Origin of the sequence: Nakamurella sp. UYEF19, assembly GCF_040546275.1 — a bacterium.
GTDB lineage: Bacteria > Actinomycetota > Actinomycetes > Mycobacteriales > Nakamurellaceae > Nakamurella.
Genome location: NZ_JBEPNO010000023.1, coordinates 63,761 through 88,716, shown reverse-complemented (window position 1 = coordinate 88,716; position 24,956 = coordinate 63,761). Strand labels below are relative to the sequence as shown.

Sequence of the window (24,956 nt, the reverse complement as noted above, 5' to 3'; positions counted from 1 at the left end):
GATTGACAAACCTCTATCACTGGTTCCATGCTGGCCGGCGTGACCACAACAGACCCCACCACGACGCCTCATCGACGGGGTGGGCTCTGGCACCACCGCGACTTCCGGCGGCTGTGGATCGGCGAGACCGTCAGCCAGTTCGGCTCGACCGTCAGCCAACTCGCGCTGCCGCTGGTGGCCATCCTGGCCGTCCATGCGAGCACCTTCGAGGTGGGGTTGCTGACGACGGCCGAGACGGCTGCCTTCCTGCTGGTCGGGCTGCCGGCCGGCGCCTGGGTCGATCGCATGCGCCGACGCTCGGTCCTGATCATCAACGACATCCTGCGTGCGATCGCCCTCGGGTCCATCCCGGTCGCGCAGTGGGCGGGCATGCTGACCATCGGGCAGCTCTACGTCGTCGCTCTGGTCGTCGGGGTCTGCACCGTCTTCTTCGACGTCGCCTATCAGTCGTATCTGCCAGAGCTCGTCGGCCGGAAGGGCCTGGTCGAGGGAAATGCGAAACTCCAGGCCAGTGAATCGGTCTCGCAGATCGCCGGGCCCAGCGTGGGCGGTCTGCTGATCCAGGTGCTCACGGCGCCTTTCGCCGTGGTGGTCGATGCGCTGAGCTTTCTGTGGTCGGCGTCGTGGCTGGCCGCCATCAAGGCCCGCCCGGCCAAACCGCCCCGGCAACCGGATCGACAGCTGCGGCGGGAAATCGGCGAAGGGCTGCGTTTCGTACTCGGCAACCGCCTCCTGCGGGCGATCGCGTTGTGCACCGGTACGTCGAACCTGTTCAGCGTCATGACCTTCGCGGTCTTCTACGTGCTCCTCGCGCGAGATCTGGGCCTGTCGCCCGGCTGGATCGGCCTGATCAGTTCGACCGGCGCGGTAGGCGGCCTGACCGGCGCATTCCTGGCCCGACGCTTTGCAGACCGGGTGGGGCAGGGACCGGCGATCTGGCTCTCGGTCCTCGTCATCGCCCCGTGCGGGTTTGTGGTGCCGTTCGTGCAGCGGGACTGGACGCTCGCCCTGCTGGCGGTCGCCCAGATCATCACCTCGATGGGAGTGGTGATCTACAACATCACCCAGGTCAGTTTCCGCCAGGGTCTCTGCCCACCGGCACTTCTCGGCCGGATGAACGCCACCATGCGGTTCCTCGTCTGGGGGACGATGCCGCTCGGCGCCTTCCTGGGCGGCGTGCTCGGATCGACCATCGGCGTCCGGAGCGCCCTTCTGGTCGCCGCCTGCGGTGGTGCACTCGCGTTCCTGCCGGTCTTCCTGTCGCCTCTGCGTCGGATGCGGGAGCTACCGGTGTACCAGGATCCACCGATCATGGAGGACCCCACGCACCCCGCGTGAGGCTGGGTGACGCCGATCACTATGTTGGGCGGGCAACGCCCGTCCTGGCCGCGTCGGGCGGCCCGGACCATCGACCCGACGAAGTGGAGATTCCATGAGAGTTCAACTCTGGCAAACCCGATCACATGCGCACGCAGCACCGGGGCGGGCACGCTCGAGCTGGCGCCGGGCCACGATGCCGATCACCGTAGCCGCCACGGTCGCCGTGGTCGCGCTGGCCCTGCCGGCGGTCGCTCCGCACACGGTGGCCGGCACGGCGTCGGTGGCCACTCCCGTCGGCACCCCCGACAACCACGGCCAGGACGGCCGGAACCGGCCGGTCAAGGACGTCATCGCCAACCTGTTCGAGTGGAACTGGCCCTCGGTGGCCAAGGAGTGCACGACGGTGCTCGGGCCGGCCGGCTACGGCGCCGTCCAGGTGGCACCGCCGCAGGATTCGGTCAAGCGACAGGCGCTCGGCAATGGCAGCAATGTGGTCCTGCACCCGTGGTGGGAGGTCTACCAACCGGTCGACTACCACCTGAGCAGCCGGATGGGCACCGAGAGCCAGTTCGAGGCGATGGTCAGCACCTGTCGGCGCGCCGGGGTGAAGGTCATCGTCGATGCCGTCATCAACCACATGACCGGCCAGGGCAACCTGTCCTACGGCAACGTCGCCTTCACCAAGTACAGCTACGCCGGCCTGTACTCGCCGGCCGACTTCCACAGCTACCCGAAGGACTGCCCGATCGCGCCGAACGCGGGCAGCACCGACCAGAACGGCTCGATCGCCGACTTCAACAGCTACACGCAGGTTTTCAACTGCGAACTCGTCGGACTGTCGGACCTGAAGACCAGTTCGGACAGGGTCCGCAACACCATCGCGGCCTATCTGAACAAGCTGATCGGCTACGGCGTCTCCGGTTTCCGGGTCGACGCGGCCAAGCACATCGGGCAGACCGATCTGACGGCGATCGAGTCGCGCCTGCACAAGACGGTGGACGGCACCCGTCCGTACATCGCCCTCGAGGTCGGAGCCGGTAGCCCCGGCCGTATCTCGGCCACCGCGTTCCAGCAGCAGGGCAGCCTGCTCGGTTTCGACTTCGCCTCGCAGATCCAGTCGGCGTTCCGCAGCTACACCACCACACCGGGCGGAAACATCGGTGACCTCAGGGTGTTCGGCGAGGCGTCGGGCCTGCTGCCGAGTTCGAAGTCGCTGGCCTTCGTGGAGAACCACGACACCGAGCGGAACGGCTCGAGCCTGAACTACAAGAGCGACTCCAACACCATCGCGACGCAGTTCATGCTGGCCTACGGATACGGAACACCCGCCGTCTACGCGAGTTTCGCGTGGACCCTTCCTGACGACTCGCCGCCGTCGGATGCGAACGGGTTCGTGACGAACACCGATTGCAGCAACGGCTGGGTCTGCGTCGACCGGTACACCGGCGTGGCCAACATGGTCGGCTGGCACAACGACGCGGGCAGGGCCGCCGTGACGAACTGGTATGACGACGGCGACAACCTGGCCGCCTTCTCGCGGGGCGACCGCGCCTTCATCGCCGTCAACAACGAGACCGCTGCGAAGAAGGTCACCGTGCAGACCGGACTGGCCGCCGGCACCTACTGCGACATCATCCACGGGTCCAAGGCCCAGCACGGATGCTCCGGGCCGACCGTTCGCGTCGACTACCGCGGCCAGACGACGATCACCGTCCCGGCAAAGGATTCGGTGGCGATCTACCGCCTCGCCAAGATCTGACGCTCGGTGGGACAAGGCACCGCACATACAACCCAGGGGTTGCATGTGCGGTGCCTTGGTGTCATAGTGACTGCAATCGCGCAGTTGCACACGAGCCGACTGCGTCCCGAACGGAAGGCTCTGCCGACATGACCGACCAGATCGAACGAAACATCCTGGTGCAGGCCCCATTGCCTCGCGTCTGGGACATGGTGACCGAACCCGGTTGGTGGGTTCCGAGCGAGGTCCCCGCCCCCGCCTACCGCAGCATCGGAGCGGTGACCGTCCGGAGCTCGGACAAGTGGGGACGTTTCCCGGTCGAGGTGATCGCCATCGACCCGATGACGTACGTAGCCTTCCGGTGGGCGAGTCAGTTCCCGGGTCGGGACCTGACGAACGGCATCAGCACCCTGATCGAATTCCATCTCGAGGAGGCGCCGGACGGGGTCAGGGTCAGCGTGGTCGAATCCGGCTTCGATGCCCTCGATTCGCCGGAAGACGTGCGTCAGGCCGGTTTCTCGGACAACTCCGAGGGCTGGGAGTCGGAACTGCGGAGCCTTGCCGGACGAGCGGCAATCGCTCCCGAAAGGGTCTCGGCACGGTGACGGTGACCGTCCCGCCCGAGCGGGTCTTCACCGCGTTGGCCGACGGCACCCGGCGGGACCTGCTCGTCCTGGTCGCCGATCGTCCGTCCAGTAGTGCCAGCGCCCTGGCCCGCGCACTGCCCGTCTCGCGTCAGGCCATCGTCAAGCACCTCACCGTGCTGTCGGACGCGGGCCTGGTCTCCAGCGAGAAGACCGGCCGTGAAATGTGTTTCCGTGTCAGGCCGGAGCAGTTGACCGCCACTGCGGCCTGGATGAACTCCTTGGCCGCAGCCTGGGACGCCCGCCTGCAGGAACTCAAGGCCAGAGCGGAGCATCCCGAGTAGTCGAGGCCGGCCACGGGATCGTCGGGGATGGCGATGGACTACCGTCCTCGACCATGAGCTTGCGTGAGTCCTCCGCCCTGCGGCAGTCGAGCGTGGTGGTCGCCGCCGGGCGTCCGGCCCCGGAGCCCGGCGCACCGCTGAACTCCGGCATCCCGCTGTCCGCCACGTTCCACGCCGGGACCGATGCGAACTACCTCCGGCAGGGCGGAAGCGAGATCACCCGCGCCTTCGAAACCGCTCTCGGTGAGCTGGAAGGCGGTCTGGCACTTGGCTTCTCGTCCGGCATGGCGGCCATCGCCGCCGTCATCGAGGGGCTGCCGACCGGTAGTGTCATCGTGGCACCGCGGTCGGTGTACTCCGGGAGCAGCATGCTGCTCGACGAGCAGGTACGGCTCGGGCGGGCACTTGTCCGGCGCGTCGACATCAGCGACACTGCAGCAGTTCTCAAGGCTCTCCGGCTGGTACCGGCACCGGCCCTGCTGTGGGTCGAGACGCCGACCAACCCGATGTTCGAGGTCGCCGACCTGCCCGTCCTGACCGAGGCGGCCCATGCCGTCGGCGCGCTGGTCGCCGTCGACTCCACCTGGAACTCGCCGGTGGTGCTGAGGCCTCTCGAACACGGGGCGGACATCGTCATGCACTCGGCCACCAAATACCTGGCCGGGCACTCCGACGTCCTGATGGGCGCACTGGTCGCCAAGGACAGCAAGGTCTGGGCCGGGCTCAAGCTGCGACGTGACCTCGGTGGCGCATCTCCGGGCGCGCTGGAAACCTTCCTGACCCTCCGGGGCATGCGCACCCTGGCCGTCCGGATGGACCGGGCCCAGGCCAACGCCGCGGACCTCGCGCGGCGGCTCGACGCGCACCCGGGCGTCGAGCGGGTGCTGTACCCCGGTCTGCCTGCGGATCCAGGCCACGAACGCGTCACCCGACTGCACCAGGGCTACGGCGCGATGATCTCCTTCCTGGTCACCGGAGGCGCGGCGGAGGCCGAGGCCGTCTGCGACCGGGTCGCCCTGATCACCCATGCCACCAGCCTGGGCGGGGTCGAGTCGCTGATCGAACGCCGGGCCCGTTACGCGGTCGACGCGGCCAACGGCGCCCCCGAGAACCTGTTGCGGTTCTCCGTCGGCATCGAGCACGTCGAGGACCTGTGGGACGACCTGGTACAGGCCCTGGCAGGCTGAGGAAGGCCGACCAAGGGACTGCTGTCACGACCCGGATCTGGTTCGCCCAGTAGCGCTGTGTTGTTGCCCGGATCACAGCGCGCGACATCGTCCCAGGTCAGGGGTTCGCTCGACGGGCCGCGCCGAGACAGCCCTACCCTGGGAGCGTCTGTTGGCCCTGCCCTGCAGAAGATGGTCGGCCCGCCATGCGAGAGGTGGCCGTCCCTGCCATGCGAAATGGTGTCCGGACCCGCCGTGCGAAAGGTAACCGAGCGATGTTGACCGATGCGGAAGAAGTGACCCCGATCGAGCAGTCCGTTCTTGTCATCGTGCCTGCGTTCGGGGCGTCGAACCTGACCGACACGGTGGTCGGTGATCTCCTGGACTGCGACGTGGCGCTGGTGCCGAACTACCGGATCGTCGTGGTCGACAACCGGGGCGATTACGAATCCCCCTACCAGGACGAACGGGTGTCGGTACACCGCCCTGGTAGCAACACGCGCTGGATCGGCGCCACGAACTGGGGCCTCGAGCACGCGATGGCGCAGGGCGACGACGTGTGCATGGTGGTCAACAACGACACCCGGCTCTCCCCGAATTTCGTCTACTGGCTGGCACTGTCGGTGATCGAGAACGACGACGTGGCCATCGCGGCCGCCTGCTACAACGACTTCTGGCTACACCAACGAGTGTGGACGGTGCAGGGGAGCGCCGCTTCGTTCGAACCACGCCGCGCCTACCGCGAGGTGCCGTTCTGCGACGGCACCGCGTTGGCCTTCAACATCGACCTGGTGCGGGTCGTCGGCATCCTCAACGTCGAGGCCTTCCCCCGTCACGGGTACGGGGCCGACGTCGACTACGCGCTGCGGGCCAGGGCCGACGGACTGCGCTGCCTGGTCACCGAGACCGCCTACGTGGACCACGCGGGTCGCGGAACCATGAACCAACTGCCTGCCGAGACCCACGACGTAGCAAGGGCCGAGATCACCACCGGACTGAACAACCTGTGGGGAGATCAATGGCGCAAGATCGCCGGTCTCACCGAGCGGGCCTTCGAGCCGAACAACACCGGATCAACGCGAGCCTGGTACGTCGGCTGGTGAATCCGGCGTTGCCGCATCCGGCGGCATCGGCAGAATTGCAAAGAAAACCCAAAGAAATGGGCCACCCCACCGAGGTCACGATCTGACCGACGGTCACCGGAGCCATGATGCCGGCCCGGCGGCTCCCTGCCCTTTTGCCCGGGAGAGCGACATCTGAAAGCTTTCCGGCTGATCGATTCGGGGCTCTGGGCGAAACGGCTATCGTCTGATCTGACCATTTCATCCGGTGCGAACAGGATGACCGCGGGCCGGGCGTCATTCGATCAGAAAGGGGCAACTCCATGACGAAGAAGAATGGGATCATCGCCACCGGTCTGAGCTTTCTGCTGCTCTGCACCGCTGCCTGTGGATCCTCCTCGACCGCCACCGCCGGACCCTCGACATCTGCCGCGGCCACCACTTCGGCAGCGTCCCCCGCCGCGATGACCCCGCCCCCGGAGATGTCGTCGGCCCCCGAGATGTCGTCAGGCCCAGCGATGTCGTCGGCCCCCGAGATGTCGTCGGGCCCCGAGATGTCGTCTGGCCCAGCGATGTCGTCAGGCCCCGAGATGTCCCCGCCCCCGGCGGCGTCCGGCGCGCCCGCGGTGACCCAGACCGTCGGCGATCCCTCCAGCACGCTGGACGATGCCACGACCGCCTGGTTCACCGCGGTCTGCGCCGGATTGGCGCCACTGAAGGCCGAAGCGGCCAAGATGGGTACCGCCGGCGGAGCGACGGACGCCGACAAGCTGAAGGCGTTGAGCCCGGTGCTGGCCGACATCGGCACCATCTACTCGACCACGTCCAGCAGCGTGGCCACCCTGCCGCCTCCCGGGTTCAGCGGTGGAAGTGACTATGCGACCAAGGCCGTGGCCGCTTTCAAGGAACTCGGGGACCTGTTCCAGGCGGGTGCCACCTCCGCCGCCAACGGTGACAACAGCAAGGTGGCCACCCTGACCGCCGATGCGAACAGCGGCCCGGCTGCGGTGGCGATGGCCGCCGTGACGCTCACGCCGGAGACCAAGGCGGCGATCAACACCAAGATCCCGCCCTGCGCGGGCATCATCAACTGACCCCACGCGGCCGCCCCGACCGACCGGGTCGGGTTGGTCCGCCTACACCGGCCTCACGGCTCTGACCGTCCGGATAGCCCTGTTACTCAGACGTTACGGCGGCTGAGTCGGATGAGGTCATGACTCCACCTCGTCTCACCGCCGGCCTCCTGATCGCGGCCACCGCGCTCTGCCTCGTTGCCTGCTCCTCGACCTCAGCTCCGACCACCGGGCTCGGGGCTCCGTCGCTGCCCGCGGTGGTCGTGTCGGCGATCGCCGCCCAGTCCGCCGCGGGTCCCGCATCCGAAGCGGACACCTCGACCGCGCCGGACACCGGTCCGGCCAGACCTGCCATCGACCCCTGCCGGGCGTTGACCAAGGCCGACCTGCAGCCGTTCTTCACCGTGCCGGTCGCCACCTCTCTGCCCTCGCCGATCAAGTCCGACTCCACGCTCGGTTGCGAGTGGGCGGCGGCCGACGGCGGCGGGCTGTCCACCAGCATGGACATGCTGGTGGTGGTCGGTCAGGACGGTCAGGACCGGTGGAATCTGGCCACCGAGACCGGTCACCCCGAGCTGATCTCCGGCATCGGGGACCACGCCGGGCACCTCGCCGGGAACCCCGACATGTTCGCCATCAAAGGGACGGGGGCCCATGCCGTCTGGTGCGGGGTCACGAGCCTCGGCTGGAAGGAGTTGGCCGGCAAGAAGGACCTGCCGGACGTGCAGAACATCCCGGACTCCGCCGCTTCGGCCATCGCCGCCCAGTACGGCCTGCTCTGCAACCGGATCTTCGGCAGCGGCAACACCTCACCTACCATGACGGCGCCGCTCCCCACCGGATCGGCCGCTGTGGTGACGGCGTCCGGACCGACGGTGGCGCCGGCCGCCGTGGGCGGGGTGATGCCGGGCACCGACGTACCGCTGCCCCGGGGCGCCGACTGCAGCGGGTCCCACACTGCGAAGGACACCGTGGGCAACCTGGTGTGCACGACCACCGATACCGAACCCGACGCGGCCTACAACTTCTTCCTGCTGGCGCTGCCCAAGGCCGGCTACGCCGTCAACCACCAGAGCTACGAGAAAGGAGCGGACGGAAAGGCTCTCGCGGGTCTCGGGTTCTCCGGCGGCAAGTTCAGCGGGTTCGATTTCGTCAACATTCGCGGCATCAACCTCTCCGTCACCGTCGCCCTGGGCTGAGCCCCGCACCCGCCCCGGCACCCCCACACCCCACCCCCCCACCGCTATCCGCCATCCCCCACCCGCCACCCGCCACCCGCCATCCCGCCACCCGCCACCCGCCACCCACCCAGAGTTGCGGGGAGCATAATTCCGACATTCCGGACACAAATGGGACTTTTGCTCCCCGCTCGATCCGCCGCAGCCGCAGCCGCAGCCGCAGCCGCAGCCGCAGCCGCCGCCGCAGCCGCAGCCGCCGCCGCTGCCGCGAACGCAGCCGCAGCCGCAGCCGCCGAGAACGCCTGACCGGATCGGGCGCCGCCGCCGAACGGAGAGGCCCGAATCGGTGGACCGTCTCGGGGTGGATGTCGATCTGGGGTGGGTCCCGGCTCCGTGCGGCCGGATCAGCTGGCGGTCTGGGCCGAATGACCAGTGCCCGCTGCACGCGGGGGACTCGCCGGGGCTTCGACGATCACCAGGGCACCGGAACGCTTGGACTCGTACTGGGCGCTGTCGGCTCGGGCGAGCAGCGCGGCCACGGACTCGTCGATGTGGGGGCGTTGGGCGACTGCGATGCCGCACGACGCGCCGTCGCCCAGCTCGAGATCGGCGATGCTGGCCACCGCCGCCTCGGCAGCTGCCGCCACGATCTCGGTGCTGTGGCTGGGCACCAGCACGACGAACTCGTCGCCACCGACCCGGGCGGTGAGACTGCCCGGCAGTCGGTTGAACTGGTTCTGGATGGCGGCGGCCGCGCTGGTGATGAGGCGGTCGCCTTCGGCGTGGCCGACGGTGTCGTTGACGTTCTTCAGACCGTTCAGGTCGATGGCCACCACGCTGACCCGCAGCATGTTCTTCCCGGCCAGCAGCCCGTAGGCCGACTCGGCCGCTTCGTCCAGCGCGCGGCGGTTCGCCAGCCCGGTCAGGGGATCACGGAAGGCCAGCCGCTCCAGGACGCGGATCTGCAGGACCTTGGTGATTGCGCTCTCGAGAACCGCCACGCAGACCTCGACGTAGGCCTTGTCGCCGGCGCCGAACAAATCCGCCTCGGCGTAGGTGACGTAGAGCTCGCCCCACAGGGTGTCGTCGACGATGAGCGGCGCCCCCATCGCGGTCTTCTTGCCCAGTTCTTCGAGCAGTCTCACCTCCGACGGCTCGGCCTCCGGATCGCCGATCGTCATCGTCCACATCTGCAGGTTGCTGACGATGCCCTGCAGGTTCAGGAAATTCTGCAACGTGTAGACCTCGTCCTTGGGCCAACGTTGTTCGCTGGGGCCCAGATCCCCGACGTTGATCAGAGTGCGCAACATGCCGGCACCGGGCTCCAACCGGGAGATCGAGACGGTCGAACAGTCGAGGCCGGCACGGATCTCCTCACCGGCCACCTCGAGCAACTGCTCCAGGGTCGTGACCTGGCTGAGGGATCTGGCCAGCGCAGACAAGTTGTGCAATTGGCCCAGCAGGGTGCTGCCCCTGGCGAGGGAGGGCTCATCAGCGTGATTGACGCACCCGCAATCGCAGTGCCTCACCACCCTGTGCTCCCGCACGGCACCACGGCCACCTCTGGAAGTGCTCGTCGTCCACGCCCCCGAACGCGCGGATCCGATCGACTGACGCAAAAGGTAGCACGGCCACCGATCCGGCACACGGCTTCACTTGATCTGCTGCCCACGTCCCTGACCAGCCAGAACCGGCACCTCACCTGGCGGAGGACACCTCGGCGGCGGTAGCGAGAATCGCGGGCGCAAGGGCCGCCGCGATCAATCCATACCCGGCACTCGAGGGATGGAACCGGTCGGCACTGAACAGGTCGAGGTCGGCGGCGAAGGCCGCAGAGGTGGCGCCGTCCAGATCAGCGACCCTGGCGCCCTCGGTCTGGGCGGCCCTGGTCTGGGCCCGGCGGAGCTGATCACTGGCCGAACTGACCAGGATGCGCATCTGCGGCGGCACCCACGGCACCACGCTCAGATCCGGGGCGGGGCTGACCACCACCCTGACGCCGGCGGCCCGGAGCGCGCGGACCGCGGCGCCGAGGGCGGCTGCGGCCTGGCCCGTCGGGACGAAGTGCGTCAGGTCATTGGCGCCGATGACGACGAGGGCGAGGTCGGCGCCCCAGTCCGTGGCCTGTCGGACCTGACCTGACAGGGCGTCACTGCATGCGCGCGGAACCGCGAAGACCCGCAGTTCCGTCGGTCTGCCGGAGGCGATCAATTCAGCCGTGAGGCGGGCGCCGACGGTGTCGGCCGGACGACTGGAGCCCTGGCCGTACGCGATGGAATCGCCGAGGACGGCGAAGGAAAGTGTCATGACCCCGGTACAACGTGCGGACCGCCGAACAGTTCCCGCCGCTCAGGGGTGCACGTCGCCCACCTGCAGAGCGACGGCCTCCAGCTGTTCGCGGTAGCGCTGCCACCATAGTTCGTCGCCGGACGGGAGGTTGCTGTTGTCCGCGCGCAACCCGGCAGCGCCGTCCGCGAGCTCCCGCACGATGTCGGCGTGGCCGGCATGCCGGTTGGTCTCGGCGATGACGTGCAGCAACAACAGATGCAGGGTCACGTCGCCGTGCTCTCCCCACCACGGCACCCGTCCGACGGCGTCCAGCGGATTCGAGGTGATGGTCTGGTCCGAGTGGACCCAGACCCGTCGGTAGAGGCCGATGATGTCCTCGCGGGATTCGTCGGCGGTCGCCCACATGTCGGAGTTGTCCGGGGCCTGCTCGTCCAACCACGGCAGGGATTCCCCGAACGGACGGCCGAAGGAGCCGCCGAAATAGCCGATCTCGACGCCGGCGGCGTGCTTGACCAGCCCGAGGAGGTTGGTGCCGGTCGGCGTCATCGGCCGCCGGATCCCGTACTCGGACAGGCCGTCGAGCTTGAACACGAGCGCCTCCCGGGCGATGCGCAGATAGCGCTGGAAGTCATCCCTTGGTTCGGTGATCGGCATGAGGGACAGAATGCCACCGCACAACGAGGGCTGCGGCTACCCGGTTTCCTGGCGCGAAAAAAGTGCTGCTGCAATGCGCGCTGCAGCGCCGGTTTCGTCTTCTGCACCGCCACCGGACGGCGAGCAGCAGCCGCCTACCGGGCGCCTGCCACGACTGGGCCAGCGCCCAGGCCGCGACCGGTGCCTCATCAGGGAATGTTTCGGGGCTGTCGCGGCAGGGGAAGTGGATCACCGGTCCCGACGTCCGTCAGTCGAGAGCTGCTCGCCTGAAACGCTTGTCGTCGTACATGGCGACGTCGGCCCGCTTCCAGGCACCCGCGAGACCATCCGTGACGGTGATGGCGGCAGCGCCGAACGAACCGGCGATGCCGGCCGAATCCAGCGAGTGCCGCATCCGGAGCAGAACCCGGTCGATCGCGTCGGCGGCGGCACCGACCGCGACGACCCAGAATTCGTCACCACCGAGCCGGGCGAGCACATCTCCCGACCGGACGGCAGCACGCAGAGCAGCTGCCGTCCGGCGGAGGTGGGCGTCGCCGGCGTCATGGCCGCGGGTGTCGTTGATGACCTTGAGACCGTCCAGATCCATCACCACCACGCTGGCCTGATCGCCGAATCTGCGGAAGGTGCCCTCCTCGCGTTCCAGGTGCCGGTCCCACCCCCGCCGGTTGAGAAGCCCTGTCAGCGCGTCGGTGTCGGCCTCGACCTGCACCGCCTCGAGGCTCCGGCGCGCCGTGGTCGCGGCGTGATCCGCCTCCAGTACCGACGAGAGCAGCCCGGACAGCAGGGCCAGCAGTGGTTCGTGCGCCTTCAGCGTCTCGGGCAGCGGATCCTGGTTGAAACCGCAGACCGTGCCGAACAGCTGGCCTTCCGGGGACACGATCGGCGTGCCGATGTACGCGCCCAGCCGAACCTGCGACGCGACGCCAGTGTCCCGGTACTCCGGAATCGCCATGGCGTTCGGCGCAATCTGCGGCGCCGCACCGGAGACCATGGCGTGACAGGGTGAATAGGAGAACGGAACCTCCGCGCCCGGCCCGAAACCGTAGTCGCGATCGTTGGCGACGAGCAGGATCTGCCGACCGTCGACCACCCTGGTGACCGCCCACAGACCCATCGGGACGACCTCAGTCAGGTAGTCGACGACCTGGGCGCTGGCGACGTCGAAGGTGCGCGGCGGCTGCAGGGATCCGGCGACATCGACGACATCGGTCGACGTGACCATCGAACCAGCCTAGCGGCGCCGGCAGGTTGCGGGCGGACTCCGATGGGTACCCTCGAAGGGGCTGCCCACCGGCCGGGGCGGGTGATCCGGCCCACCCGGCGATGGAGGAGATGCACAGATGCGGGAACTGGCCTACCTGGCGGTCCTGCTGGCCTGCGTGCTCGGCACCCTCCCGCTGGAATTCGTGTTGCACGCCAAGGTCTATCGACGGTGGCAGCGGGCTGTCGTCGCCATCCTCCCGGTCGCCGCGGTGTTCCTCACCTGGGACTACCTGGCCACCAGGGCGGGCTGGTGGCATTTCGACCGCTCGTACCTCACGGGCGTCTTCGCCGGACCGCTGCCCCTCGAGGAACTGCTGTTCTTCCTCGTGATCCCGGTGTGCGGTCTCCTGACGTTCGAAGCAGTGCGGCACCTGCGGCCGGAGTGGGCAAGGGGATCTGTGCTGGCGGCCCGTCGCGCTCCGCCGTCCGTCTCGTCTCCCCGGGCGACCGGTGACGGCTCGTGATCGACTACGGCTACACCGGGGGGTCGCTGCTCGCGATCCTCGTCGCCGTCGCCGTCGACCTCTGGGTGCTCCGGACCCGGCTGCTGCGCACCAGGCTGTTCTGGGCCACCTACGCCATCGTCGTCTTCTTCCAACTGATCGTGAACGGTGTGCTGACCGGGCTCGGCATCGTCCAGTACGACCCGCGGGTGATGCTCGGGATCCGCCTCGCCTACGCGCCGATCGAGGACCTGGGCTTCGGCTTCGGGCTCGTCACGTTGACCCTCGTGCTCTGGGCCTGGCTGGAGACCCGCCGCGGGCCGGGCGGCGCCGCAGCGGCCACGGGCGCCACGACCACGGAGGCCGCCCCGTCGAAGGGAAATACCACGGAACCCATGACGCACCAAGGACAGGACCGCCGGACATGAGCTCGACCTGGAAACCGGGGCGCGACCGACGCGCCGTTCGTCACATCGCCCGTACCGGCACGGCGACACCGGTCGGACCGGCAAGGAGGGTGGTGGTCGCCGGCGGTGGCATCGCCGGTCTGGCGGCCGCGGCCGGGCTGGCCGAACGCGGTGTCGAGGTCATCCTGGTGGAGAAGCACCGGCAGCTCGGTGGTCGCGTCCGGTCGTGGCCGGTCGCGGACGGCCCGGACAGCCAGGACGCCCAGGACGCACTCACCATGAGTCGGGGGTTCCACGCCTTCTTCCGCCAGTACTACAACCTGCGGAGTCTGCTGCGGCGCGTCGATCCGGCCCTCGACCGGCTCACCGCGGTGCCCGACTACCCACTGGTCCTGGCCGGCGGGCACGCCGATTCCTTCGCCAAGATCCCGCGGACCCCGCCGGTCAATCTCGCGGCGTTCGTGGCCCGCAGCCCCAGCTTCCCGCTGCGTGACCTGACCAGGGTGGACATCGGAGCGGCGCTCGAACTGCTGGACGTCGACTTCCCGGCCACCTTCTCCCGGTATGACGGCGAGAGCGCGTCCCAGTTCCTCGACCGGCTTCGTTTTCCTGACGGAGCAAGGCATCTCGCCCTCGAGGTCTTCGCCCGGAGCTTCTTCGCCCACCCGGCCGAATTCTCGGCCGGGGAGCTCGTCGGGATGTTCCACACCTACTTCGTCGGATCGTCAGAGGGACTGCTGTTCGACGTCCCCACCGACGACTACGACACCGCCCTCTGGGCACCGCTCGGCGAGTACCTGCGGGGGCTCGGAGTGCAGGTCCTCACCGAACGGACGGTCGAGGCCATCGATCTGTCGACGCCCGGCGTCGTCACCGTCACGCTGGCCGACGGTGGGATCCGGGCCGACGCCATCGTCCTGGCCACCGACCCTGCCACCACCCGGCGACTGGTCGGCACCGCACCCGGGTTGGGCGACCCGACCTGGCGCGCACGGATCGCCACCACCCGCAATGCACCACGCTTTGCGGTGTGGCGGATGTGGTTCGACCGTCCGGTCGCGGCGGAGCGTCCGGCGTTCCTGGGCACCAGTGGCTACGGATTGCTCGACAACGTGACGGTGCTGGAACGTTTTGAGGCGGGTGCCGCGCGCTGGGCGGCCGGGCATGGCGGATCGGTGGTCGAGCTGCACGCCTACGCGCTGCCCGACGACGGGGATGACCTCGACCTGCAGCGCCAACTCCGCGACCAGCTGTCGCTCGTCTACCCGGAAACTACTGCGGCGCAGGTCGTGTCCAGCCAGTGGCTGGTCAGCGACGACTGCCCGCTGGTCGACGCCAGCCCCTGGATCGATCGGCCGGAGGTCACCACCCCCGACCCACGGGTGGTGATGGCGGGCGACGGTCTGCGCTGCGACCTGCCGGTGGCTCTGATGGAACGGGCCGCGACCACCGGTTGGATCGCGGCCAATACCCTGCTGAGCGGATGGGGTGTCGCCGGTCACGACCTCTGGACGGTCCCGATGAGAGGTCGGATCAAGGCCATGGCCCGGCTCAGAAAGCTACTGGCGTGACGAATCCCGCCTGCTGACGGCGCGGGACGCGGCCGGACGACGCAATCAGGGTACGACGGCGAGGAACAGGAAGCCGCCGAAGATCGCTAGGTGCGCGGTGCCCTGGAGCACGGTGGCCCGACCGGGTACCACCGTCAGGACGCCGACCGCGATGGTCAGCCCGAGCAGGACCATCTCGGTGGCACCGAGGCCGAGCGTCAGGGGCCCGGTCGGCCAGATCGAGGCGATGGCAATGGCGGGAATCGTCAGACCGATGCTGGCCATCGCCGATCCCAGCGCGAGGTTCAGACTCGTCTGCACCCGGTCGCGGCGGACCGCACGCACGGCCGCCAACGTCTCCGGCAGCAGCACCAGGAGGGCGATGATGACGCCGACGAGACTGGCCGGTAGGCCGGCGGCCTTCACCCCTTGCTCGATGATCGGCGAATCGACCTTCGCCAGACCCACCACCGCGACCAGTGCTGCGAGCAGCCACCCGAGGCTGGTCAGCGCCTCGCGGTTCGACGGAGGCGAGGCGTGATCGTCCTCGGTGATGATCCTGCCGGACTGCGTCACGGGCAGGAAGTAGTCGCGGTGCCGGACGGTCTGGGTCAGCACGAACACGCCGTACAGCACGAGGGATGCCGCCGCGGCGAACGCGAGCTGCGAGCCGGAGAACTCAGGGCCGGACCGGCTCCGGGTGAAGGTCGGCAGGACGAGGCTGAGGGTGGCCAGGGTGGCAACGGCGGCCAGCGCCCCACCGGTGCCCTCGGGGTTGAAGACGGCTACCTTCTTCCTGATCGCCCCGATCAGCAGGGAAAGGCCGAGGATGCCGTTGCAGGTGACCATCACTGCGGAGAACACAGTCGTCGCACCACGGGCAGCAGTCCGGCCATCGATGGCGAACCATCGTTGGCCCAGATGATCTTCCGGTTGATCCTCTCCTCCGCTCCGTCGTCGATCGACTTCCGCAGTGGCCGACTGTTTCGTCGACGCCAGTCCTGCTGCGAACCTGTCCCCCGTCTCGAGATCGGGCCGCCGGTATTTCCATCGGGTCCAGCACCCATCTCTCCGGCGTTCCGGTTGGGCTCCGTGTCCGCGCCGGTTGGGCGCTGCGCCGACCGGCTGGGCCACGGTATGCACCAGTGGCCATCACCATCGGCCGGATCGGACGACGATCGTCACGGAATGGAATGGTAAAGCTCTGGTCATTCGGGGCAACGGTCCTGATGCTCTCGCCGGCCACGGTGTCGGCGCCGATCTCGCTGACCGAGGCAGCGGTCCTGGCCGCCGGCTCGCGCCTGATGCTCGCGGCGAACGCCAGGTCTTTGCGCGCCACGCGCCGCGGATCTGTTGCTCAGCCGGGGAACTCGCCCCGGCGGCGGAGGTCGTAGCGTCTTTCGGCGTAGACCAGGTCGTCGACCCACAGCCGCCGGGCGGTACTGCGCATGGCCGGCCGGATCATCGGGGCGGCCCAGCGCGCCACCTTGAAACCCTTGCGCGGCGAGTAGGCGATGGTCGCTTCGGTGATGATCGTGATCGGGCGGCCCTGCTCGTCGACACCCACTGGGGTGGCGTGGGTCTCGACCACACTGCGGGCACCCTCGCCCTCGACGATCAACATCACGATCGAGCGGGTGTCGGGGCAGAAGAACTCGGCCCGCACCGGCACTCCCCAGGTCCGGCCCAGCCGGAAGGTGACGTCGACGGCGAGCGTCCGGTCGTCACTGGCACCGTCGTCGACCTTCAGGTGGCTGAAGGAGTACGGGTGGAACCAGGCGCCGTGCCAGGGATCCAGCCGGTTCGCGATGACATCCTGCGGCTCGCAGATCCCGCGCACGCTGACCACGGCGGCGACCGACGCGTCCAGTGGTGGGCGCGGCGGCAACGACGGTCGATCGGTCGGCGACTCGCCGGCGACCGGCAGGCCCACCCAGATGAGCACCCCGTCGTCGTACGCACGGAAGGGACTCCAGGTCCGGTCCCCGACGGGTTTCAGTGGATACCCGTGCCAGCGGCAGAGCAGCGTGCCGTCCACCACGTTGCACTTGTCCAGCAGCGCGCCGAGGTGCGGGCAGGCGCCCGGCCCGGCCACCAGGGCGCCGTCGGTGTCACGCCAGAAGACGATCTCCCGGCCGGCGATGGTGCGGGTGATCGACGTCGTCGCCGGCACATCGGCACTGACCCCCGCGACGAACCAGCCGCCGGAGTTCTGTTCCTGCGACACTGCGAGAGAGGCCGCGATCCGGCCCGGCTTGGCCTGACGCCAGGTGGGGGACATCGCGCCCTGCGTCGGCTGGGGCAGCCGGGACAGCGGGATCCGCGACCTGACCTCGCGCTGGACCCGTTCCACCGCAGCGGATCTGCGGGCCTCAAGCGACATGTCCTACTCTCCGTTTCGAGCCTCGGGCGGTCGCCGGCCCGGTGATCAGGATGCGGCCGGCGATGCCGGCCTTGCGCCAGGTCGGCACCCGGACCCGGCGGGTGAACACGTCGTAGTCGACATCCTCGATCAGTTCGAGGATCTGCGAGTACAGCACTCGAGCCGCTGACACACATCTCGCAGACCGGGGCGGGAGCATCGGAATACCCACGTCCGCCCGGCGATAGAGGTCACGGTTGCGGGCCAACTGGAACGCCATCATCGCCCGCCACTCCTTCGTCACCGTGCGCGCCTCGACGTCCACCCCAAACCGGCGCAGGTCCTCCTGCGGGAGATAGACCCGTCCCAGGTTCAGGTCCTCGTCGACGTCCCGCAGGAAGTTGGTCAGCTGGAAAGCTTTTCCGAGATCCCGGGCAGGTTCGCGGGCCATCGGATCCATCGGCTGCAGGACCGGCAGCATCATCTCGCCGATGACGGCGGCCGAGCCCTCCATGTACCCGCAGAGGTCGTCCCAGCTCTCGTAGGACGTGGTGGTCAGGTCCATCGCCATGGCACCGAAGAACCGGTCGAAGCACTCGGGGTCGATGTGGGTTCTCGTCACGGTGTCGACCACGGCGGCCAGCACCGGGTCGTCACTGCCACCGGCGGCGAGCGCGGTCCGGAATCTGGCAGCGAAAGCGGCCAGGGCAGCGGTGATCTCGTCGATCGAACGGCCGGCGTTGACCTCCTGGTCGTCGACGATGTCGTCAGCAAGACGACACAGGGCGTAGACGGCGTGCACGTGTCGACGCCGCGGCCGGGCGAGCAGCGCTGCCCCCCAGAAGTAGGTGGTTCCATACTCTTTCGTGAGGTAGGCGCAGCGCCGATACCCTTCCGTCAGAACCGGATCCGCCGGGTTGTCCAACATTCTCACCGTTCTCGCTGGTTTCACTGTCGTCCGGGGAGGTAGGAGTCGACCCGCTGGGCGGCGAGCTTGCCGGAGACCAGAACCATCGGCACCCCGACGCCGGGAACCGTTCCGGAACCGGCGAAAAACATTCCCGGTACCTGCTTCTCGGTGTTCGCCGGCCGGAACGGGCCCGTCTGGGCGAAGGTGTGGGCCAGCGAGAACGGGGTGCCCTGCTGCATACCCTGGGCCTGCCAGTCGAGCGGTGTGACGATCTCCTCGGTCACGATCTCGCTGGGGTAGCCTTCCCGGTCCAGGAAGGCGTGCAGGCGATCACGCATCGGCGAGGTCTCCTTGCGCCAGTCGATGTCGGCGCTGAGGTTGGGCACCGGTTCGAGGACGAACAGGGTGCTGCAGCCGGCCGGAGCGGCGGTCGGGTCGTCCAGGGACGGGATGGTGACGAGCCGCGACGGGTCGGGCATGAGCTGCTTGCGGTCCAGCAGTGCGTCGAACGCTCCGGCCCACTCATGTCCGAAATGGATGTTGTGGTGGGCGACCTCGGGCTTCGGGACGCCCTTGACGCCGACGTGCCAGACCACCGCCGACGGCGAGTACTTGCCGCGCTTCACCTTTGCCGGCGTCTTCAGATCCGGGAGCAGCCGCTCGTAGGCCACCGGCAGATCGAGGGTGCAGACGACCGCATCGGCGGTGACGGTCTCGCCGCCGGCCAGCCGGACACCGGCCACCCCACCGTTGTCGGACCGGCGCAGGATCTCGGTGACCGTCTCGGAATACCGGAAGTCGGCGCCTGCCTTCTCGCAGGCGGCGGCCAGAGCCGAAGGAATGGCGTGCATCCCGCCCTCCGGGAACCAGACGCCCTCGATGCTGTCCATGTAGGTGATGACGGCGTAGAGGGCCAGCGCCGACTCCGGGGACAGCCCCGCATACAGGGCCTGGAAGCTGAACAGCCGGTGCAGCCGCGGATCCCGGAACCGTTTCCGGATCGCCGGACCCAGCCGGCCGAAACCGCCGAGCTTCACCATCTGCGCGGCGGCCTTCGGCGAGCTCAGCAGGCCGAGCGGAGAGTCGAAGTTCTTGTCGATGAAGTGCGGCATCTCGACCAGGTACAGACGCCGGACCCACTCCACGAAATCGTCGAAGGCCGCGGCGTCGACACTGCCGCAGGTTCGGTTGATCTCGTCGCGCATCGCCTCCCGCCCGTACCGGACGTAGATGGTGCTGCCGTCGGCGAAGTTCGCCCGGTAGGCCGGGTCGAGCCGGTGCATCGGCAGGACCTCGTCCATCCGGGTCCCGACCGCTGCGAATGCGTTGGAGATCAGGTCGCGCATCGTCAGGACGGACGGGCCGGTGTCGAAGGTGAAGCCGTCCTGCTGCAGCCGGCCCGAGCGACCGCCTGGGATGTCCTCCCGCTCGAGGACCGTCACGTGGTGACCAAGACCGGTCAGATGGCAGGCGGCGGAAAGTCCAGCCAAACCCGCCCCGATGACGATGACGTTGTTCACCGATCCCTCCAGGCGATCTGGTGGGCCATCCGGGTCAGCGCGACCACCCCGTCGGGATCCAGCACACCACCAGCCGGAGCATTTCCCTCCAGCGCTGCCAGAGCGATCTCGACGTGGTCGGAGATCCGCTTCTCGACGGCCGCAGCGATGCCCTCTTCCTCCAGTTGGCGCATCAGGGTCGTCAGGTCGGCGTGACTGAAGTCGGCCGAGCCGACCCGCTGCAGGGCGGAGCGGGCCGACGAGGATCGCAACCGCTGTTGGGCCAGCGCCAGGATGACCGTGGGTTTGCCGGAGATGAGGTCGTCCCCGGCAGGCTTCCCCGTCAGGAGCGGGTCACCCCAGATGCCAAGGAGATCGTCGCGCAGGGCGAACGCCTCGCCGACGGCGCGACCGTAGGAAGCCAATGCGGCATTGACTGCGGCGCCGGCCTCCGCCGCGGTGGCGCCGAGCTCGAGGGGCCGCTCCACCGTGTACCGCCCGGACTTCATCCGCGCCACGCTGCGGGCGAAGGACAGGTCACGGCGGCCGGCCGCACTGCCGGCGATGTCGCGGCGCTGGCCGGCGACCAGTTCCGCGACCATCAACCGCCACAGCCGGCGCATCGGTCCGGGCAACTCGCAGACCAGGTTGCCGGCCTCGGCGTGGGCGAGATCGCCCACCAGGATGGCGATGCTCTCGCCGAACCGCCGGCCGTCGCCGGTCGCTGCAGCGGCCTGGTGCAGGCGCCCGGCCTGGACGTGCACCGTCGGCCGGCCGCGGCGGGACATCGACTCGTCCATCACGTCGTCGTGCACCAGGGCGAAGACGTGGAGCAACTCGAGCGCGGCACCGACCCGGACCACCTGGGCGCGACCGGTGGAAGCGCTACGGCCACCAGCGGCGAGCCATCCCAGGTAGGACATCACCGGGCGGAGTCGCTTCCCGCCCCCGCCCACCAGGTCGCGCATCAGCGCGGGCAGATCGCAGTCGGCGAGGATGTCCACCGGGCCGTTGTCGGGTAGTTCTGCCCAGAGCTGCTCCAGATCGGACATGGTGTGGTCCAACAGTGCATCGACCTCGGCGAGGTGGTCACGCAAATCCGTTTCGTGCACCTCCGCCGGGACCGCCTCGTCGGCCCCCGCCGGGATCGGCTCGACGGAGCGAGGGCGGAGCACCTGCACCACACCCCGACCGCTACTTCTCCGGAGGGCCACCTCCGCCTCGCCCTGCTCGACCGAGAACGCCCGGTCGGCGGAGATCTGCGCTCTGCTCATGTCGATGTTGCCTCCGGCTCCCGGTGGAAAAGGGCACTCTGATCAGGCAGCTTCGCGAGCTGACCGATCTGGTCGACGGCCCAGGGACTGAAAGCGAACGGGGCGGCCGCCGTCGCCGCCACCACATCGCTCCACTCCGTCCAGGACCACTCCATCACTTCCCCCCGGTTCGGTCGGATCTGCGCCGACGGATGCACTGTGGCGAAGAACACGGGGCAGATCTCGTTCTCCCAGATTCCACTCGCATCGCGCGCCCGATAGGCGAAATCCGGTAGAGCGCAACGGATCCCTTCGATCTGCAGGCCGAGTTCGGAGTCCACCCGACGTGCGATCGCGTCCTGCATCGACTCGTCGGGGCCGGGGTGGCCGCAGCACGAGTTGGTCCAGACCCCCGGCCAGGTCACCTTGGTCAGCGCTCGCCTCGTCATCAGGAGCCGGCCGGACTCGTCGACGAGGTAGGCGGAGAACGCCAGGTGCAGCGGGGTGTCGGCGTGGTGCACGAACGCCTTGGGCAGTTCACCCACCGGCTGCCGGTCCTGGCTCATCAGGACGACGAGTTCGGTCGTCGAGGTCGTTGCCGAGGTCACGGTTGTATCCACCGGCCAGAGCGCGTGTCGTCCATCTCTCCTTAGTACCCGATCCGGAGCGGGTGTACCTGCCCGGAGGAGGTCCGTCATCCGGTGACCGGCCGGTGCGGCCCGAAGCACCCGTTTGCCTGGTTGCCTGCCCAGGGCGTCGGTCTCCCTTCTGCGGCTCGTGGCCGATCCCTTGCGCATCCCGCTGATCAGGGCCCGTGGCAGTATTCCAGCGTGGAGGAACCCAGCGCGCCGGCCGGGCAACGGCCCGGCGGCGCATTCGGCCTGGAGGCGTTCACCCAGGACGACCGGCTGCGCCTGTTCTCGTTCACCAATGCGGAGAAGGCCACTGCCTACCTGTGGACGCTCCGGGCGCTCGACCGTGCCAGAGCCAATTACGTGGTGTTGCTGCACGCCGGTGACGTCGCGGCCTCGCTCGGGGAGCTGCGCGAGGACTACCTCGGGCAGGCCGACGTCCCGAGCCTCACCGGCGAGGAGCTGACACCGCTGCTGGACCAGCTCTACCTGTGGCAACTGCTGGACCGCAGCTACGACGGCGCCAGGGCAGCCTCGCTGGCCGAGTACCGCAATCGGCACTACGTCTACCAGTTCACCCAGGCCGGCTACCGGGCCTACCGGGCCGTCGAGGACGTGCTCGGCGCCCGGATGGACGACGCGACCCTGTCCAGGCTCGTGCTGCCCGAGTTGCTCGCCGATCTGGAGGAGCTCGCGGCGGCCAACATCGAGGGCGACTCGGAGATGGTCTACCGCAAGCTGAACCGACTGGATTCCACCCTCGGTGAGATGGCCGACCGGGCCGCGCGGTTCTACCTGATGCTCTCGGATCTGGCCCGCACCAACGAAACCAGCGCGGAGGTCTTCCTGACGCACAAGGACGCCCTGCTGGCGCACATGCGTGAGTTCTCCTCCGAACTGGCCCGGTACGCGCCCCGGCTGGCGGCCGGTGTGCGCGCCGTCGAAGCCACTGGCCTCGAGCAACTGATCGAACTGGCGGCAGAGGCCGACGACAGACTCTTCCGCACTCCCGCCGAGCGGCTGGCCGATTGGCGCCAGCGCTGGTCCGGCCTGGTGCACTGGTTCACCGCCGCACCGGAGGATGCCCGGCGGAGCGAGGCGGACCGGCTGCAGGACGGCACCGTCACCGCGATCGCCGGGGTGCTCTCCCTGCTACGCCGGGTCACCGAGGCGAGGCGGGGTGGCGTCAGCCGGGAAAGTCAGTTGCGTCACCTGGCCGCGTGGTTCGTGGCAACGGCCGATCTCCGGGGCGCCCATGCTCTGTTCGACGTGACGTTCGGGCTCGGACGTCCGCGTCACGTCAGCCTCGTCCACCCCGATCCGGAGCTGATCCCGACCCGACGGACGTGGTGGGACGCCCCGCCCGTCGAGGTGTCCAGGACCCTGGTGGAGACCGGCCGGACCGCTTCGCCGGGCGCACCGGGCAGGATCGACCGGAACGACGCGGGTCGGCGCCGGCTGCACGATGCCCAGCTCGCGCGGCAGCGTGAGCGTTCGGCCGCGGCCCGGTCCCTCGCCGACGAAGGCCTGGTGGGGCGCACGCTGACCGAGGCGGAGACCACCCTGCTGCTCAGCCTGCTCGACATCGCGCTGGCCGCGAGGGTTCCGGTATCCGGGAAGGCGACCGCGACCGGGTCCTCGGACGGGGTGCGGCTGACCCTGGCCCCGGCCGCGACCTCGAGCACCATTGCGACGGTCCGTGGTGTGCTGCACCTGGACCAACTGTCGCTGACCGTCTCGGGAAGTCGCTGATGGCTGCGGATTCCGAGCGCGTCCCCGGTTTCGAGCGCAACGCCTACCAGAAGGCCGCCCGCACCATCTTGATGTTCCCGCTGATCACCGAGGTCTTCCCGAACGCCGAGGCGTTGTCGTTGGTCCGTCGCTGGGCGACTCCGTTGGCCGAAGATCTGTCCGACCTCTTCGGCTACCGACTGGAACTGACCCCCAGCACCGCCCGCCTGATGCGCGTCAAGGACCACCTCGACGGCGGACACCCGGCCCAGACGGCCGGGGCGACCCCCCGTCCCTTCGACCGTCGGCGCTACGCCTACCTGACCCTTGCCGTTGCGGTGCTCGGCCGATCCGGTCAGCAGCTGGCCCTCTCGGAGCTGGCCGAGCGGGTGGCCGGTGAGACCGGGCGCATCGACGGTCTGGAACTGTCACCCGAAAAGGCCTCCGACCGAGCGGCTTTCGTTGACTCGGTGGCCTGGTTGGAGATCCGTGGTGCGGTCAGGCTTGCGGATGGGAACGCCAAACGCTGGGCGGACGATCCCTCGGCCGGCGAGGCGCTGTACGACATCGACCGTGACGTTGTCCGGGCGCTCTACCGCCCCACCAGGGTGCTGCAGCACATCGACAGCGTGACCGCCCTGCTGACCAGGGACGAAGCCGTCAGCCGGGACACCGTCCGCCGGGAGGCGGCGCAGCGCGTGCGCAGGGCGCTGGTCGAACATCCGGTCGTCTACTACGACGTGCTCGCCCCATCGGACCGGGGTCTGCTTCGCAACCCCTCGGCGGCAGCCGATGTCGCCGACCTGGTCGGTCTGGCGGTCGAGAGGCGGGCCGAAGGCGTTGCGCTGCTGGACACCTCGGGGTCGTTCTCGGACCGCCGGTTTCCTGGGCCCGGCACCGTGCCGCAGGTGGCCCTCCTGCTCGCGAACGTCATCGCCGACCGGGTGCTGGACCTGGACGCGCCTGATCTGGTGCACCTGAGCGCCCCGGACCCGCCCGGCACGGTGCTGGCGGTCCAGCTCGACCTGGCCCTGCCGAGATCCGGCCTGACCGACGGCGCTCCGGAGACCGCGCCGCGCCCGTCCGGGGATCGTCCCCCGCCGACGGCCGCCGACTCTGCGGAGGACGGTGCGGTCGAGGATGCGGGGGATTCCGCAGCACCGGACGACGCGTCCACGCCGCCGGCTCGCTACCCGTTGCTGCAGCAGGGTTGGCTGCGCACCGCGACCGTGGATCTCGTTGCCGAATACGGCACCACCTTCGCGGCCGCGTGGACCGCCGATCCCGATCGGCTGCTGGCGGCCGCGCTGGAACTGTTGGAGGAATTGTCACTGGTCGTTGCGGTTCCTGGTGGGGTGCTCGCGCTCCCCTTGTTGGCCCGCTACCGCAACGCCCGGATCGAGGTGAATCGCCGGGCCGGCCGTGCCGAGGTCAGCCTGTTCGATCTGTAGGAGCGCGCCTCCTCCGCACCGCCCGTCGGGTCTGCCGGGGACCTC

The 24,956-nt window shown here is 68.9% G+C and carries 23 protein-coding genes and 1 pseudogene; 14 read left to right on the top strand and 10 right to left on the bottom strand.

Going from position 1 to position 24,956, the window contains the following annotated elements; all coding sequences use genetic code 11:
• Positions 1-39 precede the first annotated feature (39 nt).
• From ABIB25_RS23320 to ABIB25_RS23280, 9 genes are all read left to right on the top strand, one after another.
• Positions 40-1,338: an MFS transporter gene (locus ABIB25_RS23320; RefSeq protein WP_354530921.1), complete on the top strand. Its 1,299-nt coding sequence runs from the start codon at positions 40-42 to the stop codon at positions 1,336-1,338.
• A 175-nt stretch (positions 1,339-1,513) separates the two neighbouring features.
• Entirely contained in the window at positions 1,514-3,079 is a 1,566-nt protein-coding gene (locus ABIB25_RS23315) for an alpha-amylase (RefSeq protein WP_354530920.1), read from the top strand.
• Between the two features lie 128 nt (positions 3,080-3,207).
• A complete protein-coding gene (locus ABIB25_RS23310; protein WP_354530919.1) occupies positions 3,208-3,663 on the top strand; it encodes an SRPBCC domain-containing protein in 456 nt (151 codons plus the stop codon).
• Complete coding sequence (locus ABIB25_RS23305) at positions 3,660-3,986, top strand: ArsR/SmtB family transcription factor (protein ID WP_354530918.1); 327 nt, start codon at positions 3,660-3,662, stop codon at positions 3,984-3,986. The genes ABIB25_RS23310 and ABIB25_RS23305 overlap by 4 nt, the downstream gene beginning before the upstream one ends.
• 53 nt (positions 3,987-4,039) lie before the next feature.
• Complete coding sequence (locus ABIB25_RS23300) at positions 4,040-5,173, top strand: trans-sulfuration enzyme family protein (RefSeq protein WP_354530917.1); 1,134 nt, start codon at positions 4,040-4,042, stop codon at positions 5,171-5,173.
• A gap of 254 nt (positions 5,174-5,427) precedes the next feature.
• On the top strand, positions 5,428-6,255 hold the full coding sequence (locus ABIB25_RS23295) for a glycosyltransferase (RefSeq protein WP_354530916.1): 828 nt from the start codon (positions 5,428-5,430) through the stop codon (positions 6,253-6,255).
• A gap of 281 nt (positions 6,256-6,536) precedes the next feature.
• Positions 6,537-7,307 carry a hypothetical protein gene (locus tag ABIB25_RS23290; RefSeq protein WP_354530915.1) on the top strand — a complete coding sequence of 257 codons (771 nt, stop codon included), beginning with the start codon at positions 6,537-6,539 and terminating at the stop codon, positions 7,305-7,307.
• 119 nt (positions 7,308-7,426) lie between these two features.
• Positions 7,427-8,485, top strand: coding sequence for a hypothetical protein (locus tag ABIB25_RS23285; RefSeq protein WP_354530914.1), 1,059 nt, complete (start codon positions 7,427-7,429; stop codon positions 8,483-8,485).
• Positions 8,486-8,635: 150 nt separating this feature from the next.
• Positions 8,636-8,770 carry a hypothetical protein gene (locus ABIB25_RS23280; protein WP_354530913.1) on the top strand — a complete coding sequence of 45 codons (135 nt, stop codon included), beginning with the start codon at positions 8,636-8,638 and terminating at the stop codon, positions 8,768-8,770.
• A 98-nt stretch (positions 8,771-8,868) separates the two neighbouring features.
• On the opposite strand, the gene ABIB25_RS23275 is transcribed toward ABIB25_RS23280, so the two are convergent.
• The 4 genes from ABIB25_RS23275 to ABIB25_RS23260 form a co-directional block, all read right to left on the bottom strand.
• Complete coding sequence (locus tag ABIB25_RS23275; RefSeq protein WP_354530912.1) at positions 8,869-9,915, bottom strand: sensor domain-containing diguanylate cyclase; 1,047 nt, start codon at positions 9,913-9,915, stop codon at positions 8,869-8,871.
• Positions 9,916-10,162: 247 nt separating this feature from the next.
• On the bottom strand, positions 10,163-10,771 hold the full coding sequence (locus ABIB25_RS23270) for a GDSL-type esterase/lipase family protein (RefSeq protein ID WP_354530911.1): 609 nt from the start codon (positions 10,769-10,771) through the stop codon (positions 10,163-10,165).
• Between the two features lie 42 nt (positions 10,772-10,813).
• Positions 10,814-11,407, bottom strand: a complete 594-nt coding sequence (locus ABIB25_RS23265) for a DinB family protein (RefSeq protein WP_354530910.1) — start codon at positions 11,405-11,407, stop codon at positions 10,814-10,816.
• 247 nt (positions 11,408-11,654) lie between these two features.
• On the bottom strand, positions 11,655-12,632 hold the full coding sequence (locus ABIB25_RS23260; protein WP_354530909.1) for a GGDEF domain-containing protein: 978 nt from the start codon (positions 12,630-12,632) through the stop codon (positions 11,655-11,657).
• A gap of 118 nt (positions 12,633-12,750) precedes the next feature.
• Here ABIB25_RS23260 and ABIB25_RS23255 point away from each other — a divergent pair, with 118 nt between their 5' ends.
• From ABIB25_RS23255 to ABIB25_RS23245, 3 genes are read left to right on the top strand one after another with little or no spacing between them, the layout of a single operon-like run.
• On the top strand, positions 12,751-13,137 hold the full coding sequence (locus tag ABIB25_RS23255; RefSeq protein WP_354530908.1) for a lycopene cyclase domain-containing protein: 387 nt from the start codon (positions 12,751-12,753) through the stop codon (positions 13,135-13,137).
• Complete coding sequence (locus ABIB25_RS23250) at positions 13,134-13,544, top strand: lycopene cyclase domain-containing protein (protein WP_354530907.1); 411 nt, start codon at positions 13,134-13,136, stop codon at positions 13,542-13,544. Before ABIB25_RS23255 ends, ABIB25_RS23250 begins: the two co-directional genes overlap by 4 nt.
• Complete coding sequence (locus ABIB25_RS23245; protein ID WP_354530906.1) at positions 13,541-15,094, top strand: FAD-dependent oxidoreductase; 1,554 nt, start codon at positions 13,541-13,543, stop codon at positions 15,092-15,094. Before ABIB25_RS23250 ends, ABIB25_RS23245 begins: the two co-directional genes overlap by 4 nt.
• Positions 15,095-15,139: 45 nt before the next feature.
• Here ABIB25_RS23245 and ABIB25_RS23240 read toward each other — a convergent pair.
• From ABIB25_RS23240 to idi, 6 genes and pseudogenes are all read right to left on the bottom strand, one after another.
• Positions 15,140-15,973: pseudogene (locus ABIB25_RS23240) on the bottom strand (calcium:cation antiporter); the annotation flags it as partial.
• A gap of 457 nt (positions 15,974-16,430) precedes the next feature.
• Complete coding sequence (locus ABIB25_RS23235) at positions 16,431-17,456, bottom strand: Rieske (2Fe-2S) protein (protein WP_354530905.1); 1,026 nt, start codon at positions 17,454-17,456, stop codon at positions 16,431-16,433.
• Positions 17,446-18,363, bottom strand: a complete 918-nt coding sequence (locus ABIB25_RS23230; RefSeq protein ID WP_354530904.1) for a phytoene/squalene synthase family protein — start codon at positions 18,361-18,363, stop codon at positions 17,446-17,448. Before ABIB25_RS23230 ends, ABIB25_RS23235 begins: the two co-directional genes overlap by 11 nt.
• Positions 18,364-18,383: 20 nt before the next feature.
• Positions 18,384-19,865, bottom strand: coding sequence for a phytoene desaturase family protein (locus tag ABIB25_RS23225; protein WP_354530903.1), 1,482 nt, complete (start codon positions 19,863-19,865; stop codon positions 18,384-18,386).
• Positions 19,862-21,118 (bottom strand): polyprenyl synthetase family protein, encoded by a 1,257-nt coding sequence (locus ABIB25_RS23220; RefSeq protein WP_354530902.1) that lies wholly within the window; start codon positions 21,116-21,118, stop codon positions 19,862-19,864. The genes ABIB25_RS23225 and ABIB25_RS23220 overlap by 4 nt, the downstream gene beginning before the upstream one ends.
• Positions 21,115-21,705 (bottom strand): isopentenyl-diphosphate Delta-isomerase, encoded by a 591-nt coding sequence (idi, locus tag ABIB25_RS23215; protein ID WP_354530901.1) that lies wholly within the window; start codon positions 21,703-21,705, stop codon positions 21,115-21,117. The genes ABIB25_RS23220 and idi overlap by 4 nt, the downstream gene beginning before the upstream one ends.
• A gap of 300 nt (positions 21,706-22,005) precedes the next feature.
• Here idi and ABIB25_RS23210 point away from each other — a divergent pair, with 300 nt between their 5' ends.
• Positions 22,006-23,481 carry a TIGR02677 family protein gene (locus tag ABIB25_RS23210; protein ID WP_354530928.1) on the top strand — a complete coding sequence of 492 codons (1,476 nt, stop codon included), beginning with the start codon at positions 22,006-22,008 and terminating at the stop codon, positions 23,479-23,481.
• Positions 23,481-24,911 (top strand): DUF2398 family protein, encoded by a 1,431-nt coding sequence (locus ABIB25_RS23205; protein ID WP_354530900.1) that lies wholly within the window; start codon positions 23,481-23,483, stop codon positions 24,909-24,911. Before ABIB25_RS23210 ends, ABIB25_RS23205 begins: the two co-directional genes overlap by 1 nt.
• Positions 24,912-24,956 lie beyond the last annotated feature (45 nt).